General features: G+C 34.0%; 13 protein-coding genes. 11 read left to right on the top strand and 2 right to left on the bottom strand.

The features are described from left to right. Positions 1-251 (top strand): transposase (locus B0A58_RS05080; RefSeq protein WP_165766295.1); only part of this gene is annotated, 251 nt, incomplete at its 5' end. Here the strand turns inward: B0A58_RS05080 and B0A58_RS05075 are convergent. Further along, the gene (locus B0A58_RS05075; RefSeq protein ID WP_133063071.1) at positions 231-1,754 is read right to left on the bottom strand and encodes a ligand-binding sensor domain-containing protein; all 1,524 of its coding nucleotides are present in this window, start codon (positions 1,752-1,754) and stop codon (positions 231-233) included. The genes B0A58_RS05080 and B0A58_RS05075 overlap by 21 nt on opposite strands. Before the next feature lie 278 nt (positions 1,755-2,032). Between B0A58_RS05075 and dnaE the strand changes: the two genes are divergently transcribed. Next, on the top strand, positions 2,033-6,577 hold the full coding sequence (gene dnaE / locus B0A58_RS05070) for a DNA polymerase III subunit alpha (protein WP_089080128.1): 4,545 nt from the start codon (positions 2,033-2,035) through the stop codon (positions 6,575-6,577). 57 nt (positions 6,578-6,634) lie between these two features. Here dnaE and B0A58_RS05065 read toward each other — a convergent pair whose 3' ends face one another. Then, entirely contained in the window at positions 6,635-7,399 is a 765-nt protein-coding gene (locus B0A58_RS05065) for an alpha/beta fold hydrolase (RefSeq protein ID WP_014083291.1), read from the bottom strand. 345 nt (positions 7,400-7,744) lie between these two features. Between B0A58_RS05065 and mraZ the strand changes: the two genes are divergently transcribed. The 9 genes from mraZ (at position 7,745) to murG (ending at position 18,067) form a co-directional block, all read left to right on the top strand. Continuing rightward, positions 7,745-8,200, top strand: coding sequence for a division/cell wall cluster transcriptional repressor MraZ (mraZ, locus tag B0A58_RS05060; RefSeq protein ID WP_014083292.1), 456 nt, complete (start codon positions 7,745-7,747; stop codon positions 8,198-8,200). Positions 8,201-8,203: 3 nt separating this feature from the next. Continuing rightward, complete coding sequence (rsmH, locus tag B0A58_RS05055; RefSeq protein WP_089080127.1) at positions 8,204-9,103, top strand: 16S rRNA (cytosine(1402)-N(4))-methyltransferase RsmH; 900 nt, start codon at positions 8,204-8,206, stop codon at positions 9,101-9,103. Positions 9,104-9,109: 6 nt separating this feature from the next. After that, entirely contained in the window at positions 9,110-9,463 is a 354-nt protein-coding gene (locus tag B0A58_RS05050; protein ID WP_089080126.1) for an FtsL-like putative cell division protein, read from the top strand. Continuing rightward, positions 9,454-11,457 (top strand): penicillin-binding protein, encoded by a 2,004-nt coding sequence (locus tag B0A58_RS05045; protein ID WP_089080125.1) that lies wholly within the window; start codon positions 9,454-9,456, stop codon positions 11,455-11,457. Before B0A58_RS05050 ends, B0A58_RS05045 begins: the two co-directional genes overlap by 10 nt. Further along, positions 11,454-12,905, top strand: coding sequence for a UDP-N-acetylmuramoyl-L-alanyl-D-glutamate--2,6-diaminopimelate ligase (locus B0A58_RS05040; RefSeq protein WP_089080124.1), 1,452 nt, complete (start codon positions 11,454-11,456; stop codon positions 12,903-12,905). The genes B0A58_RS05045 and B0A58_RS05040 overlap by 4 nt, the downstream gene beginning before the upstream one ends. A 40-nt stretch (positions 12,906-12,945) precedes the next feature. Next, entirely contained in the window at positions 12,946-14,175 is a 1,230-nt protein-coding gene (gene mraY, locus B0A58_RS05035) for a phospho-N-acetylmuramoyl-pentapeptide-transferase (RefSeq protein WP_089080123.1), read from the top strand. Positions 14,176-14,198: 23 nt separating this feature from the next. After that, on the top strand, positions 14,199-15,533 hold the full coding sequence (gene murD / locus B0A58_RS05030; protein WP_089080122.1) for a UDP-N-acetylmuramoyl-L-alanine--D-glutamate ligase: 1,335 nt from the start codon (positions 14,199-14,201) through the stop codon (positions 15,531-15,533). Between the two features lie 101 nt (positions 15,534-15,634). Beyond that, the gene (locus tag B0A58_RS05025) at positions 15,635-16,933 is read left to right on the top strand and encodes an FtsW/RodA/SpoVE family cell cycle protein (RefSeq protein ID WP_089080121.1); all 1,299 of its coding nucleotides are present in this window, start codon (positions 15,635-15,637) and stop codon (positions 16,931-16,933) included. A 39-nt stretch (positions 16,934-16,972) separates the two neighbouring features. Next, entirely contained in the window at positions 16,973-18,067 is a 1,095-nt protein-coding gene (gene murG / locus B0A58_RS05020; protein WP_089080136.1) for an undecaprenyldiphospho-muramoylpentapeptide beta-N-acetylglucosaminyltransferase, read from the top strand. Positions 18,068-18,083: the final 16 nt, after the last annotated feature.

Here is an 18,083-nt window from a genome sequence, read left to right as displayed (position 1 = left end):
CAAATTTAAAACAAGAAATAAGCCAACCTACGGTAAATTTCAAACAAATTAACAACATCATTCAACAACTAAAATCTGGATTACGAACAATACAAACTCACGTTAGTAAACATCATTTACAAAAATATTTAAACGAATATTTTTATCGATTAAATAGATCAATATATAAAGAAACAATTTTTGATAATCTAATAAAAAGAATGATAAATCACGAATGGGTAGGATGGAAATTAATTGTAGCTCCTAAGTAAGTAACTCGAAAATTGTTTTAAATCGTTAATTTGCACAAATGAATGGCTTTCTTCATTAAAAAACCAGATACCAAAGCCTTTTGGAGTCCAGCTTGCTAACCAAATTTTTCCTTTATTATCTTCTGTAATGTCATTAAAAGTATTATCAATACCAAAATTGGTATCGTTTTTAACAAAATCATTTTTTTTATGCAACGAAATAAAATCAAATACTTCTATTTTACCCTTTTCAGGCATAAGCCATAGCTGGTTTTTATCGTCAAGTTCAATCTTTTTTACATTGTATTTAGTAGTAATTATTTTTTTAAATAAATTATTTTTTAATAAAAAAATACCTGTATTGGTTGCAATAATCAAGTTGGTTTTTTTGTATAAAATAGTATTGCAAATGGTATTTTTGGGTAATAAAAATGTATTATAAACTTTATTTTTGTATAAATAAATGATGTTCGATTGGTTGCTAAACCAAATATTTCCGTTTGGGTCTTCTTCTATTGTATTTATTGTTTTTAGGTTGTCATTTGGAATAATAAGATTTTCAATTGCATTGTAATTGTTATTCAATTTGATCAAACCATTAATTGTTGAAACCCAAATTTGCTTGGTTTCTTTATCAAAATAAACATGATTGATAAAATAATTTGAATTATAGATAATGTTCCTTTCTTTTGTTTGAAAATTATAACTCAAAATCTCGTTTGAACCATACAAAATAATTTCTTGATTATTAGAAATTGATGTAGCAATTGAATAATAATTGGATGTTTTACTAATTTTGATACAATTCGCTATGTTTGTATCTATGTTATATTCTATTAAATCTCCTTCAGATGTAAGGAAATAAGCCATATTGTTTATTAAAATTGAAGAAAGTATATTTTTATTTAATACTTGATTTGGATGCTTTTTTAAACTTTCGGTTGTGTTATTCCAAATGAAAACGCCTTTATGGCAACTAATCCAAACCTCGTTTTTATTAGGTTCAAAATGAGCGGTTTTTATAATAGTATTTGTTCTATTTTTATCTATTAAAAAAGTGTGTATTTTATTGGTTTTTTGATTTAAAAAAAGGATATAATTAATTTCTGAAAACCAAATTTTTTTGTCATGATCTATGTATAAATAATCATATTGATTATTATTCGGATTACTATCTTGAAAATTAATAGGTACTAATTTTGTAGGTTTACTATATATCGAATTCATTTTTTGAATACCTACTCCATCTTCAAAAAAATAGATTTGTTTGTTTGAAAAAAGTAAATTGTTTGAAACATTTTTAGTGTAACTGTTATTTGTAAATTTATATCCGTCGAATAGTGAAATTCCTCGTTGCGTAGAAATATATAAATAGTTATTAATTTTTATAGTTGAAAAAATAGTATTTGAAAGTAATTCGTCTGTAGGTTTTATGGATTCTACTTTATAACTATTCTGTCCTAATAAAATATGAAATTTTAGTAAGAGAAATGAAATTAGTAGTATTACTTTCTTTTTTTGCATATAAATAAAATGTAAATTTATAAAAAAAAATCTTTTACTTTGGATAAAATTTATTGAGTTGAGACAAATAATTAGTGTATTGTAAATTATAAACATAATGGAAATTACACCTGGGGCTAGTTTGAATCTATAGATCGATAGTCTGTTGATGAGCAAATCATTTTTAATGAAACAATTTGTCATAATTTAGTTTCAAACCAACAAAAAAACACTATTTTTGAAAACCTATTTTCCAAAAAAGAAAAACTTTTTTATCATTCAAAATCAACAATTTAGCTATGTATTTAATTTTCGATACTGAAACAACTGGTTTACCAAAGCGTTGGGGAGCACCAATTTCTGATACAGACAATTGGCCAAGATGCGTTCAAATAGCATGGCAATTGCATGACGAGATGGGTAAAATACTCGAACACCAAGATTTTTTGATAGCTCCAGACGGTTTTGACATTCCGTATGATGCCGAAAAAGTGCATGGAATTTCAACAGCTTTAGCCCAACAACAAGGGGTGCCTCTTGCTGTTGTGCTTGAACATTTTAATGTTGCTTTAAGCAAAGCCCAGTTTATTGTTGGTCAAAATCTAGGTTTTGATGTCAATATTATGGGTTGCGAATTTTATCGTGCAGGTATCACCTCGCCAATGAGTAGTATGCCAATTTTAGACACTTGTACCGAAACCACCGCAGCATTACTCAAACTTCCAGGAGGCCGTGGCGGCAAGTTCAAGTTGCCCACTTTAACAGAGTTGCACCAATATTTATTTCAAACACCTTTTGGCGAAGCACACAATGCAACTGCCGATGTGGAGGCTACTGCCCGTTGTTTTTTTGAATTAATCCGTAGGGAAATTTTTACCAAAGAAGAGCTCGAAGTTGAAGTAGGCTATTTTCGAGATTTTCAAAATTATAATACGACCGAAATTGCAGCGCTTGGACTCAAACACCTTAATTTAAAAGAAGCATCGGAAGCCATTAGACAGGCACAAGGAGGAACAAAAGCTCAAGTAGTTTCTAAACAAACCCTGTCTGAAAACACCAAAATTTTAGCCGACATCCCGTTTGTTCATTTGCACAATCATACCCAATTTTCGGTTTTGCAATCTACTATTAGCATACCTGCACTTGTCAAAGCGGCTGCAGCCCAAAAAATGCCCGCAGTAGCCATGACAGACCATAATAATTTGATGGGGGCTTTTCATTTTGTAAGAGATATTTTGGCACATAATAAATCAGCCGAAAGCAAAAATAAAGCGGCTCTCGAAAATGGCGAAATGCCAACAGAGGTTATCATGAAACCTATTGTAGGATGCGAATTTTATGTGTGCGATGACCATCTAAACAAAAGTGTCAAAGACAATGGTTTTCAAATAGTGTTATTGGCCAAAAATAAAAAAGGCTATCACAATTTAGCCAAATTATCGTCTATTGCATTTACAGAGGGTTTTTATTACGTGCCTCGAATTGATAAAAAATTGATTCAAAAATACAAAGAAGACCTAATTGTATTGACAGGAAATTTATATGGCGAAGTGCCAAGCAAAATTTTGAATGTGGGCGAAAACCAAGCAGAAGAGGCCCTAATTTGGTGGAAAAACGAGTTTCAAAACGATTTGTATGTCGAATTGATGCGGCACCATCAAGAAGACGAAAATAGAGTCAACGTAACCCTAATCAAACTAGCTCGTAAACACGACATCAAACTAGTTGCTACAAACAACACCTTTTATATAGAAAAAGAAAATGCCAATGCACACGATATTTTATTGTGTGTGCGTGATGGCGAAAAACAATCTTCGCCAATTGGAAGGGGTAGGGGCTATCGATTTGGGTTACCCAACCAAGAATATTATTTTAAGTCTTCGGACGAAATGAAAAAATTGTTTGCAGATTTGCCTGAAGCTATTGCAAATATTCAGGAAATAGTTGACAAGATAGAAATATACAATCTGGCCAGAGAAGTATTGTTGCCAAAGTTTGAAATTCCAACAGCGTTTTTGGTGCCAGAAGATCAAATGGATGGAGGTAAAAGGGGCGAAAACCAATATTTGAGGCACCTTACTTATGAAGGAGCCAAATTAAGGTATGCCGAAATTACCGATGAGGTTCGAGATAGACTCGATTTTGAACTTATGACAATAGAAAATTCGGGTTATCCAGGTTATTTTTTGATTGTTCAGGATTTTATCGCAGCAGCTCGAGAAATGGGGGTTTCTGTTGGTCCAGGAAGGGGGTCGGCAGCTGGGTCGGTTGTGGCTTATTGCTTAAAAATTACCAATATCGACCCACTCAAATACAACTTACTTTTTGAACGTTTCCTAAACCCCGATCGTGTGTCGTTGCCCGATATTGATATCGATTTTGACGACGAAGGCCGCAGCAGCGTGATGGACTATGTAATCAAAAAATACGGTTCAAAACAAGTAGCTCAAATTATTACTTACGGAAAAATGGCAACCAAATCGGCCATTCGAGACACGGCACGAGTATTGGATTTGCCCTTGTTTGAAGCCGATAAAATTGCCAAACTAATTCCAGGCATGATGCCATCAAAATGGAATTTGGCTCGCTTTTTAAAGGAAGACGAAGCGGCCATCAAAAAAGCACTTCGACCAGAAGAGTTTGACAAAATCAAAGAGCTTATTGGTCTATCCAATAACAACGATTTGGGTGGCGAAACCATTCAACAGGCTAAAATTTTGGAAGGTAACCTTCGAAACACAGGAATACATGCTTGTGGGGTTATTATTACACCAGACGATATTACAAATTTTGTACCCGTTTCTACAGCCAAAGATTCTGATTTGTATGTAACTCAATTTGATAACTCGGTTGTAGAAAGTGCTGGCTTGCTCAAAATGGATTTCTTGGGTTTGAAAACCCTTACTTTAATAAAAGATACCGTAAAATTAATCAAATATCGAACAGGAAAAGACATTAATCCTGATGATTTTCCTATAGATGATTTGAAAACGTATGAATTATTTCAAAGAGGCGAAACTGTTGGTATTTTTCAATATGAAAGTCCTGGTATGCAAAAATACATGAAGGAATTAAAACCAACCGTTTTTCCCGATTTGATTGCCATGAACGCCTTGTATAGACCAGGCCCAATTGCTTACATACCCAGTTTTATCAAGCGTAAAAATGGCGAAGAACCTATTGTATATGATTTGGACGACTGCGAAGAGTTGCTCAAAGATACTTATGGAATCACGGTATATCAGGAGCAAGTAATGCTTTTGTCTCAAAAATTGGCCGACTTTTCAAAGGGGGATGCCGATGTATTGAGAAAGGCTATGGGAAAAAAAATGATTGATGTTTTGGCCAAAATGGAACCTAAATTCATCAGCCAAGCCATGGCAAAAGGGCATGCGAAAGACAAACTAGAAAAAATTTGGAACGACTGGAAAGCCTTTGCCGAATATGCTTTCAACAAATCGCACTCTACTTGCTATGCTTGGGTGGCTTATCAAACGGCATACTTGAAAGCCAATTATCCTGCAGAATATATGGCCGCAGTACTGTCTAATAACATGAACGACATCAAACAGGTTTCGTTTTTTATGGAAGAGTGTAAGCGAATGGGGCTTCAAGTTTTAGGACCCGATGTAAATGAAAGTTTTTATAAATTTACAGTAAACGAAAATTATGCCATCCGTTTTGGCATGGGAGCCATAAAAGGGGTAGGCATGAATGCCGTTCAAACCATAGTCGAAAACAGAAAAAAAGGCCGTTACAAATCTATTTTTGATTTAGCCAAAAGAATTGATTTGAGGGCTGCAAACAAAAAAGCTTTTGAAAACCTAGCACTTTCTGGCGGATTCGATTCTTTTGAAGGGGTTACTCGAGCACAGTATTTTCAAGACGAAGGCGATGGTGTAGCATTTTATGAAAAAGCCATCCGATTTGGTGCCAAAGCACAAGACAACGAAAATGCTTCTCAAGTAAGTCTTTTTGGCGATTCTAGCGATATGGCTATTGCAGAACCTGCTATACCAACGTGTGAAGATTGGAGTACAATGGAAAAATTAGCTAAAGAAAAAGATGTAGTGGGTATTTATATTTCGGGACATCCGCTGGACGATTTTAAATTTGAAATGCAATATTTTTGTAATTCAAAGTTTGAAACCCTACGAAATTTAGACCAGCATCTTAACAAGCAACTTACTTTTGGCGGCATTATTACCAATGTGCAACACAAAACCACCAAAAACGGAAAGGGTTGGGGCATTTTTTCGTTAGAAGGGTATGACGACAGTTACGAGTTTAAAATTTTTGGCGAAGAATATCTAAAATTCAGACATTTTTTTATTCCAAACAATTTTACATTTATCAAAATTTCAGTAAAAGAAGGTTGGACCAACAAAGAAACAGGTGCAAAAGCCGAACCTCGAATCCAGTTTTTGGCCGTTCAATACCTTCAAGATGTATTGTCGAGTTTTGCAAAAAAAATCATTATATATTTGAATATCAAAGAATTAAACGAAAAAATTATTCAAAGTTTGTGGCAAATCATTCAAAATAATCAAGGCGACAATACGATTGCTTTTGAAGTATTAGAAATGGAAACCGTCAAAACTATAGTAGAAGTAGCTTCAGATAATTTAGATACCACAGATGATGACGAGGTGGTTGTAGAAGACGAAGCAGCAGATGACGATGATGTTATATTGATTCCTACAAAAACTACTACAACCAAAGAAGTAGAAGAGGTTAAAGTAATAACAAAATTAGACATGAATAGCCGCAAAATAAAAATCAATATTTCGAGCAACTTATTGAGTGAGTTAGAAAAACTACAAGTCAATTTCAAACTAAATTAATAAAAAATCCCTTTCTGATATTGAAAGGGATTTTTTATATTGATATGTTGATATTTTTTACAAATGATTTTCAATCAACCATTTTTCTACAATTTCGTTAAACTCTTGTGGGTGTTCCATCATGGCTGCATGTCCACATTTGTCTATCCAATACAAAGAGGCGTTTGGCATTAGTTTATGAAACTCTTCGGCTACACTTGGTGGTGTAACGGCATCATTTTTGCCCCAAATCAAGCAGGTTTTTACGTGCATTTTTGGCAAGTCTTTTGCCATATTGTGTCTGATGGCACTTTTGGCAATCGTAAGGGTTTTGATCACTTTGATACGATCGTTTACAACGGCAAATACTTCATCTACAATTTCTTTGGTGGCTATTTTTGGGTCATAAAAAACAGCTTCGGCCTTTTTTTGAATATACTCATAGTCGCCACGTTTTGGATAACTATCGCCCATAGCACTTTCATAAAGTCCTGAACTTCCTGTAATGACAAGCCCAGCCACTTTTTCGGGATACATTTTTGTATGATACAAAGCAATATGCCCTCCTAAAGAATTTCCTAATAAAATTACCCGATCTAATTTTTTGAAAGTGATAAAGTCTTTCACATATTTTGCAAACGCTTTTACATTTGTTTTCAACAAATTTTGAGTATATAAAGGCAATTCTGGAATAATGACACGATAGCCTTTGGCTGAAAAATGCTGGGCTACTTGATCAAAATTACTCAAACCGCCCATCAAACCATGCAAAATAACAATTGGTGCTCCTTCACCCGCTTCATAAAAACGGTACCTTCCTTCTTTTTTAAAGTGTTCTTCCATTCAAAAGTGCTTTATTTTCAATTTTCACAAATATAAGACTTTATTAAGAAATAAAAATTTTCAAATTATTTTTTTTCTATTTTTTATTCACAATTTCAAAATGCAAAGCACTGTTTTAAGTATAATTTTATAATATTTTAATATGTAAAGTTTTGATTTATGTTTTTTAATGGTGTTTAAAAAGAGCCAGCCTCAATTCAAACCCACGTAATGCAATGTTAAAATACCATATTTTGTTGCAAAAGTGGCGTTACGGGTCAAAACTTATTAACAAAGTGTATTTATGTGGTGGTTTGTGGATTTTATTTTATTAATTTTGCTGAATATCTTTAATTTGCAAAAAAAGTGGAGTCCATTATCGGAACGTATGAGTGTAAAATCGACAACAAAGGTCGTATTATTTTGCCCAATGCCCTAAAAAAGCAATTGGCAAGCACTCTTGCAGATGGATTTGTACTCAAACGGTCGGTATTTCAAACGTGTTTAGAGTTGTATCCTATGGCAGAATTTAACAAAATGATGCAAAAAATCAACAAATTAAACAAGTTTAGTGCCGATAACAATAACTTTATTCGCCGTTTTTCGGCAGGTGTCAAAATGATTGACATCGATGGATTGGGCAGGTTGCTTATTCCAAAGGATTTATTGGTTTTTGGTCAATTTTCAAAAGAGATTGTACTGTCTTCTGCTGTAAATATTATAGAGATATGGGATAAAGATTTGTACGAAAAAGCAATAGACGATTCGGTGTCTGATTTTGCAAAACTAGCACAAGAAGTAATGAGCAATTTAAACGAATAATCAATGGAATATCATAACCCTGTTTTACTTCATCCATCAATAGACGGACTCAACATAAAGCCCAACGGCATTTATGTGGACATCACTTTTGGCGGTGGCGGTCATTCCAAAGAAATTTTAAATAGGCTAGGCCCAAACGGGAAATTGTTTGCTTTTGATCAAGATCAAGATGCGTTGGCCAATGCCATTGATGATGAACGTTTGACATTGATACCCGAAAATTTTAAATTTATAAAAAGATTTTTACGCTTTTATGGTGTCAAGGAAGTAGATGGGATTTTAGGCGATTTAGGGGTTTCGTCTCATCAATTTGATGTGCCAGAAAGAGGGTTTTCTACTCGTTTTGATGCCACTTTGGACATGAGAATGAATCAAAAAAGCGACTTAACTGCATATACAATTGTAAATGAATATACCGAAAATGCTTTGAAACAGCTTTTTGCTACTTATGGAGAGCTAACGAATGCGGGTATATTAGCCAAAACGATTGTAGAAGCTCGAGCCATTGAACCCATAAAAAACACAGAGCAATTGAAAAAGGTATTAAGTAAATTTTTGCCAAGTCATAAAAGTCATAAGATTTTGGCACAAATATACCAAGCCATTCGAATTGAAGTCAATCAAGAAATTGAAGTTTTAAAAGAATTTTTAGAACAATCACTTGAAATCTTAAAACCCCAAACGGGTCGATTGAGCATCATTTCGTATCATTCGTTGGAAGACAGACTGGTTAAACGATTTATGAAAAATGGCATATTTGAGGGCGAACCCGAAAAAGATTTTTTTGGAAATAGCAGTATGCCGTTTAAAAGTATTGGCAAATTAATTGTTCCAGATTATTTGGAAATCAAACAAAATAATAGGGCCAGAAGTGCCAAATTGAGAATAGCAGAAAAAAAATAAAACAACATGAACGAAGGAATTTATAGCATATTAAAAGCACGATTTTTAATTAATGAAGATGCCAATGCTACAAAAAATTGGCGTTTTATTGCATTTTTAATTGTATTGGCCTTAATTATGATTGCCAATACACAACGATTTGAACAAAAAGTTTTTAAAATTATTGATTTGTCAAACGAGGTAAAAGAGTTGCGTTCGGAGTTTGTAGATAGACGTTCGGAGTTGATGAAACTCAAAATGGAATCGACCATTTCTAAAAAAATGGAGCAGAAACAAATTTTTCCAGCAACGGTGCCACCCGTAAAAATTCAAGTAGAAGAGCAAGAAGATAAAGGTTTTTTTTCTAAATTATGGAATTAGAAGGTAAAAATATTAGAAATAGAATGTACATAGTTGCTTTATTGGTCGTGATGATATCAATAGGCATTGTGTACAAAATTTTCTATATCCAATGGATCAAAGGCAGCTACTATAGAGAATTGGCCAAGGAAAGAACCGTAAAATTGTTTGTAATTCCTGCCAATAAAGGCAATATTTACTCGGCAGATGGCAGTTTGTTAGCCACGTCTATCCCTAATTATACCATTCGTTTTGATGCATTGGCTCCAAAAGCTACTGTTTTTGAGGCCAATGTCAAAGGACTTGCAGATGCTTTGGCTCGATTGCTCAACAAAAATGGCAACGATGTAGAAACCATGCTTCGCAATGCTCGAACAGATAAAAACAGGTATTTGTTGGTGGCTTCAAATTTGAGTTTTTCTGATTATATGAAGGTTAAAAAATTTCCATTATTTGAATTGGGAGCTTATAAAGGAGGTATCATTGTAGAACAAAAAACAGTAAGAGAACACCCCATTGGCGAAATTGCAGAACGAACCATTGGATACCAACGATTTGACCATGATGGTGAACTGTTGAAAGTGGGTATTGAAGGGGCTTTTGGGAATTATTTGAACGGGAAAGACGGTAAAATTTTAAAACAAAAAATAGCAAAAGGTCAATGGAAACCTATTAGAGATGTCAATGAAATAGACCCTGTAGATGGCTATGATGTCATTTCGACTATAGATGTTTATATTCAGGATATTGCCCACCATGCCTTGCTCAAGCAATTGGAATTATATGAAGCAGACCACGGGTGTGTAGTGGTTATGGAAACCCAAACGGGACATGTAAAAGCCATTTCAAATTTAGGTAGAGCCTCGGACGGCAGTTATTTTGAAAGCATCAATTATGCTATTGCCGAATCGCACGAGCCAGGTTCTACATATAAATTAGCTGATATGATGACGCTTTTGGAAGATAAAAAAGTAGATACGAGTAAAATTTTTGACACACATGGAGGCGAAATTAGTTTTAGAGGAAAAAAAGTAAGAGATTCTCATGAGGGCGGGTACGGTAAAATTAGTCTGGCAGAGGGTTTTGAATTGTCGTCCAATACGGTAATGGTACAAGCGGTTTATAGTAATTATAAGAACAATCCTTGGCAATATATAGACCATTTGTTGGCCTACGGATTGAACAAAAAATTGAACTTACCTTTTCAAGGCGAAGGCAAACCCTATTTGCCACAACCCAACGAAAAAAGTTGGTCACATTTGTCTTTGCCTTGGATGGCTTTTGGATATGGCGTGTCTATTACACCTTTGCAAACCTTAACTTATTATAATGCAGTGGCAAACAATGGTGTAATGATCAAGCCAATGTTTGTGTCAGAAATTAAAGAATGGGATAACTCAATTAAAAAATTTGATACGGAAATTATCAATCCTAAAATATGTTCAGACGAAACATTAAAAATTTTAAAAGTATTATTGCAAAACGTTGTAAAAAAAGGGACTGCTGCTGCCTTATATTCCAAGGATTTTTCGATGGCTGGCAAAACAGGAACGGCTCAAGTTAATTATTCTAAAAACGGTGGTCAAAATAAATATTATGCTTCGTCGTTTGTGGGCTATTTTCCTGCCGAAAACCCAAAGTATTCTTGTATAGTGGTTATTCATAAACCCAATACAAAAGGCAATAATTATTATGGAGCTGATGTAGCGGGGCCTGTTTTTAAAAGAATTGCTCAAAAAATATTTACAGATGCACCAATAACCAATACTGTAAAAACAATTGACAAACCTATTGAAAAACAAAACAATAGCTACGAAAAATATTTTAAAAAATTAGAAAATAAACCTAAAAAAATCCCAAATTTAGCAGGAATGCCTGGTATGGATGCCGTTGCATTGTTGGGCAATTTGGGGCTTAAAGTTCGAATAGTAGGAGTAGGAAAAGTCAAACATCAATCGATAGCACCAGGAGCAGCAATTGTAAAAAATACCACAATAACACTTGAATTGTCATGAAATTGTTAAATAAAATATTAGAAAATGTAAAAATCGACAGTTTAATTGGTGTTGATGAGGTGTCAATTGAACAAATAGAATTTGATTCAAGAAAAATAGCCGCAAACGATTTGTTTGTAGCCATAAGAGGGAGTTTGTCAAACGGGCATTCGTTTATTGACAAAGCCATTCAAATGGGGGCTATTGCTATTGTATGCGATGTTTTTCCTGATCAATTAGTTTCAAATATTACTTATATCAAAGTGCCTGATACTAATGAGGCCATGGCCATAATGGCGGCTAATTATTATGAAAAACCTTCAGAAAAATTAAAATTAGTTGGTATTACGGGCACAAATGGCAAAACCACTATCGCAACTTTATTATACCAATTGTTTCAAAAGGCTGGTTATAAGGTAGGTTTGCTTTCAACAGTAAAAATTATGGTCGATCAGCAGGAGTACAAAGCCACACACACCACGCCAGATTCTATTACGATCAATAAGTATTTACATGAAATGGTTTCTCGGGGTGTTACCCACTGTTTTATGGAGGTAAGTTCGCACGGTATCCATCAAAAACGTACAGAGGGCCTGTGCTTTGAAGGGGGTGTTTTTACCAATTTGACCCATGATCATTTGGATTACCATCAAACATTTGCAGAATATAGAGATGTTAAGAAAGCCTTTTTTGACCATTTGCCTCAAAAAGCATTTGCATTAACGAATATCGATGACAAAAATGGTGCTGTAATGTTGCAAAACACCAAAGCCCAAAAACGCAGTTATTCTCTTAAAACTTTGGCTGATTATAAAGCTCAAATACTTGAAAATCAATTAGCTGGATTGTTACTTACTATTAATGATAATGAAGTATGGGTACGCTTGATAGGTACTTTTAATGCTTATAATGTGTTAGCCATTTTTGGTACTGCTAGCGCTTTGGGCTTAGACAAAATGGAAACATTAAGAATCCTGTCTGAATTAGAAAGTGTTTCGGGACGATTTCAATATATGATTTCGGCAAATCAAATAACGGCCATTGTAGATTATGCTCACACGCCCGATGCCTTGGAAAATGTATTGAAAACCATTAACGATATTCGTACAAAAAACGAAAAATTATTTACAATTGTAGGTTGTGGAGGCGACAGGGATACTACCAAACGCCCGTTGATGGCCCAAATAGCTACAGCAATGAGCGATACCGTTTTTATAACTTCTGATAATCCAAGAACAGAAGACCCTCAAAGCATCATCGAAGCCATGGAAAAAGGGGTGGCTCCACAGCATTTTAATAAATTCATGTCTATTTTAGACAGAAAACAAGCCATCAAAACTGCTTGTAATTTTGCAAAACCTGGCGATATTATACTTATTGCAGGCAAAGGACACGAAACATATCAAGAAATTATGGGTGTTAAATACGATTTTGACGATATGAAAATAGTCTCAGAATTTTTAAAATAAATGAAGAATTTAAACTAAAAACCAATTAAACTACAAAACTATGCTTTATTATTTATTTGAATATTTAGATAAAACACTCAACGTACCAGGAACGGGAGTATTTCAGTATATTACTTTTCGATCGGCTTTGGCCTTTATTGTGTCATTGGTATTTTCTACAATTTATGGCAAGAGAATTATTACTTTTTTGAGAAATCAACAAGTAGGCGAAACGGTTAGAGAATTAGGCTTGGAAGGTCAAACACAAAAAGCAGGAACACCTACTATGGGCGGGCTGATTATCATTTTAGCTACATTAATCCCCGTGTTATTATTCACAAAACTTAATAATATATATATAGTTTTATTAATTGTTACAACATTGTGGATGGGAACTATTGGTTTTGTAGATGATTATATCAAAATATTTAAAAAAGATAAAGAAGGGTTGAAAGGTAAATTCAAGGTTTTAGGACAAGTAGGACTAGGTCTTATTGTGGGGTCAGTATTGTATTTTCATCCTAATGTAACCATTAGAAATGATTTTAAAAGTCCCAAAATTAGTTATTCCACAACACAAAGCGACGTTAGAACTGCGGCTGTTTATGAAAAATCAACTGCAACTACTATACCGTTTTTCAAAAACAACGAATTTGATTATGCAGAAATCCTTTCTTTTTTAGGAGACGGATATCAAAAATGGGCTTGGCTCATATTTATTCCTGTGGTGATATTTATCATAACAGCCGTTTCAAATGGAGCCAATCTTACAGATGGAATTGATGGGTTGGCAGCAGGCACCTCGGCCATTTCGGTTACTGCTTTAGGCTTGTTTACATTCGTATCTGGAAACATTATTTTTTCTAATTATTTGAATATCATGTACATACCAGAATCTGGGGAAATGACCGTTTTTATAGCCGCTTTTGCGGGGGCATTAATTGGTTTTTTATGGTACAATTCCTATCCAGCTTCGGTGTTTATGGGCGACACGGGTAGTTTAACTATTGGTGGTATTATTGCAGTTTTAGCAATCGCAGTAAGAAAAGAGATGTTAATTCCGTTGTTGTGCGGTATATTTTTAGCCGAAAATTTTTCTGTAGTCTTACAGGTTGGTTATTTTAAATATACCAAAAAACGTTTTGGCGAAGGGCGTAGAATTTTTTTAATGTCGCCATTGCATCACCATTATCAGAAAAAAGGATATCATGAAAGTAAAATTGTAACTCGATTTTGGGTTGTAGCCATCATTTTAGCTACTTTGTCGATTGTTACTCTAAAATTAAGGTAAATTTATATAAAAAAATATAAATCATGAAAAAATTAGTAATTTTAGGAGGCGGTGAAAGCGGTGTTGGTACAGCTATATTAGGAAAGCAAAAAGGGTTTGATGTTTTTTTGTCTGATTTTGGTAAAATCAAAGAAAATTACAAAGAAATACTTATAATAAATAAAATTCCTTTTGAAGATGGCGGACATACAGAAAGCAAGGTACTACAGGCCGACGTGGTGATGAAGAGTCCTGGAATACCAGATAAAGCCCCAATTATTAAGGCTTTAAAAGAAAAAAATGTTTTGATTGTTTCTGAAATAGAATTTGCAATTGGTTATACAAATGCGAAAACAATTGGAATTACAGGCTCTAACGGTAAAACCACCACCACATTACTAACCTACCATATTTTGAAAAAAGCAGGTTTAAATGTGGGATTGGCAGGCAATATTGGAAAAAGTTTTGCTTGGCAAGTTGCAGAAAATCAGTTCGATTATTATGTATTGGAGTTAAGTAGCTTTCAGTTAGATGGCATTGTAAATTATCGACCAGATATTGCCATTATTACGAATATAAGTCCTGATCATTTGGACCGATATGATTATAATTATGATAATTATATTGCTTCAAAATTTAGAATAACCAAAAATCAAACGAAAACCGATTGCTTGATATTTGATGCCGATGATTTGGCCATTCAAAACTGGCTTTCAAAACATACAACCAAAGCACAATTAATACCTTTTTCGCTAACCAAAACATTTGAAAACGGTGCATTTATAAAAGACAATATGATGAACATAAATTTAGATAACGATCATTTTTCGTTGAGTATTGAAGAAATTTCTTTGCAAGGAAACCACAATTTAAAAAATGCTATGGGAGCATCTGCTGTGGCTAATATGTTGAATATCAGAAAGAAAACTATTAGAGAAAGCATGTTTGACTTTGAAGGGGTAGAACATCGATTGGAACCCGTAAAAAAAGTGGATCAAGTTCAATACATCAACGACAGCAAGGCCACCAATGTCAATTCGGTATTTTTTGCGCTTCAAAGCATCAAAAATCCTATCATTTGGCTTGTGGGCGGCGAAGATAAAGGCAATGATTATGCCGAATTGATGCCACTTGTAAGAGAAAAAGTGAAAGCCATTGTTTGTATTGGAAAAGACAATCGGAAAATTATCGATTTTTTTGGCGATGTAGTAGATGATATTGTTGAAACCAATAAAATGTCTGATGCAGTAAAACTAGCACAACAATTTTCAGAAAAAGGCGATGTGGTTTTATTAGCTCCAGCTTGTGCTAGTTTTGATTTGTTTATAAATTATGAAGACAGAGGAAAACAATTTAAAGAAGCCGTACACCAATTATAATTTTTTAATTTATAAATAAAAACAAGCAAATTTTTAAAAATTGTATATTGTAGTCTGATTAATTGTTGAGAATATTATTACCTAATTAAAATTAAAGTAAAATGAAAAAATTAATATCCAAGTTAAAAGGCGATAAAGGCATTTGGTCGTTTGTAGCACTTTTGGGCATTTTTTCATTTATGCCTGTTTTTAGTGCAAGTAGCAATTTGGCCTATATGAATCACGGAACAGGAAGTACTATTGGATATTTAATATCGCATTTAGTCCATATATTTTTAGGGTTTATCATTATTTTTTGGGTTCAAAAAGTGCCTTATCATTATTATAGGGGCTTGTCAAAATTTGCATTGATCATCGTATGGTTTTTGTTGGTATATACCTTGCTCAATGGTACAGTTATTGCTGGTGCTAATGCCAGCCGATGGATCAAAATTCCATTTGTAGGCATTACATTTCAAACATCCACTTTGGCTTCGATAGTTTTGATGGTATTTGTTGCCCGTTATTTAGCCAAAAACAAGGATGTAGCTTTTACTTTTAGAGATTCATTTATAGATTTGTGGATTCCTGTTGGTATTACCTTAATGCTTATTTTGCCAGCCAATTTATCTACTGCGGCACTTATTTTTGCAATGGTTTTGATGCTGACTTACGTAGGACATTATCCTTTAAAATATTTAGGAATCATTTTAGGAAGCGGTTTTTTGTTTCTTGTGTCATTTATGGTTTTGGCAAAAACTTTTCCAAATGCATTTCCCAATAGGGTAGATACTTGGATCTCTAGGATAGAAAATTTTACTACCGACAAGCCTGGCGAAGATGATTATCAAATAGAAAAAGCTAAAATAGCTATAGCCTCAGGAACAATTTATGGTTTAGGACCAGGAAAAAGTGTGCAAAAACATTTTTTACCACAATCATCCTCAGATTTTATTTATGCCATTATTGTAGAAGAGTATGGCATGATTGGCGGACTTGGAATATTGTTTATTTACATGCTTTTGTTTTTTAGGTTTATTGTTGCTGCTCAAAAAGCCAATTCTTTTTTTGGAAAATTGTTAGTCATTGGACTTGGTTTTCCCATGATTTTTCAGGCCATTATCAATATGGGCGTGGCCGTAGAATTATTTCCAGTAACAGGTCAGCCGTTACCGCTTGTTAGCAGTGGTGGAAGCTCTATTTGGATGACTTGTATTGCATTAGGGATTATTTTGAGTGTTACCAAAAAAGAAGAAGAAATTATAGAAGAATTAAAAGAAAAAGAAAGGCGAGAAGCCAGCCTTAAACGATTGATAGACGAACAAATTGTAAAAGAAAATGAAGATCAATTGACGGATTATGACATTGTAGATACTTCGGAAAACCCAATGAACCCCATTTTGAATCCAAAAAAAATATAAACCATGACTACACCAACTACACCAATGCAAACACATGAAATAGCGTCGCCCCGTTTTATTTTGAGCGGTGGCGGAACAGGTGGTCACATTTATCCTGCAATTGCAATTGCAAACGAATTAAAACGTGTTTTTCCAAAAGCCACTTTTTTATTTGTTGGTGCAAATGACAAAATGGAAATGCAAAAAGTACCTCAAGCGGGTTATGACATAGAGGGCTTGTGGATTGCTGGTTTGCAAAGACGGCTCACATTTCAAAACTTGCTGTTTCCTTTCAAATTGCTAAAAAGCCTTTGGAAGGCTAAACAAATTATCAAAAAATTCAAGCCAGATGTTGTCATTGGAACAGGAGGTTTTGCAAGTGGTCCGTTGTTACAAATGGCCAACCAAGCTGGAATACCAACTTTAATTCAAGAGCAAAATTCATTTCCGGGTATTACCAATAAATTATTAAGCAAAAAAGCCCATGTTATTTGTGTGGCTTACAATCAATTAGAACGTTTTTTCCCAAAAGAAAAAATGGTTTTAACAGGCAACCCAGTACGTCAGGATTTGTTGCAGGTGGATAATAAAAAACAAGAAGCCTTGACACATTTCAATTTAGATCCCAATAAAAAAACGTTATTGGTATTGGGTGGTAGTTTGGGGGCTAAGCGTATTAATGATTTGATAGCCAAAGAGTTGGATTTTATTACTAACCAAAACATACAAATATTTTGGCAGTGTGGTAAAGTAAATTTTGATACTTATACAAAATACAACAATGGTAAAAACGTTCAAGTAGTAGCTTTTATAGATCAAATGGATTTGATTTATGCTGCTGCTGATTTTGTGATTTCAAGGGCTGGTGCCTCGTCTGTATCAGAGTTATGCTTGGTTGGAAAACCTGTTATTTTTATTCCTTCGCCACACGTTGCCGAAGACCATCAAACCAAAAATGCTCAAGCTATTGTGCAACAGCATGGGGCTATTTTGTTGAAAGAACAGGAATTGAACGACCAATTTGAAGCTGTTTTTAAAGACTTGGTTAGCAACTATCAACTACAAAAAACATTAAGCGACAATATAAAAAAATTAGCCAAACCTCATGCTACTAAAGATATTGTTTCTGAAATAATAAAATTAATAAAAAAATAATTACTAAATATTATAA

This window comes from Flavobacterium branchiophilum NBRC 15030 = ATCC 35035 (assembly GCF_002217205.1).
GTDB lineage: Bacteria > Bacteroidota > Bacteroidia > Flavobacteriales > Flavobacteriaceae > Flavobacterium > Flavobacterium branchiophilum.
This window is presented reverse-complemented; position numbering and strand designations above follow the sequence as displayed.

Bases quoted from the DNA above. Each gene is read 5' to 3' on its own strand.
- dnaE (WP_089080128.1), top strand. From the start codon at position 2,033: ATGTATTTAATTTTCGATACTGAAACAACTGGTTTACCAAAGCGTTGG.
- B0A58_RS05065 (WP_014083291.1), bottom strand. From the start codon at position 7,399: ATGGAAGAACACTTTAAAAAAGAAGGAAGGTACCGTTTTTATGAAGCG.
- B0A58_RS05025 (WP_089080121.1), top strand. From the start codon at position 15,635: ATGAAAAAATTAATATCCAAGTTAAAAGGCGATAAAGGCATTTGGTCG.
- B0A58_RS05050 (WP_089080126.1), top strand. From the start codon at position 9,110: ATGAACGAAGGAATTTATAGCATATTAAAAGCACGATTTTTAATTAAT.
- B0A58_RS05045 (WP_089080125.1), top strand. From the start codon at position 9,454: ATGGAATTAGAAGGTAAAAATATTAGAAATAGAATGTACATAGTTGCT.
- B0A58_RS05040 (WP_089080124.1), top strand. From the start codon at position 11,454: ATGAAATTGTTAAATAAAATATTAGAAAATGTAAAAATCGACAGTTTA.
- B0A58_RS05075 (WP_133063071.1), bottom strand. From the start codon at position 1,754: ATGCAAAAAAAGAAAGTAATACTACTAATTTCATTTCTCTTACTAAAA.
- murD (WP_089080122.1), top strand. From the start codon at position 14,199: ATGAAAAAATTAGTAATTTTAGGAGGCGGTGAAAGCGGTGTTGGTACA.
- rsmH (WP_089080127.1), top strand. From the start codon at position 8,204: ATGGAATATCATAACCCTGTTTTACTTCATCCATCAATAGACGGACTC.
- mraY (WP_089080123.1), top strand. From the start codon at position 12,946: ATGCTTTATTATTTATTTGAATATTTAGATAAAACACTCAACGTACCA.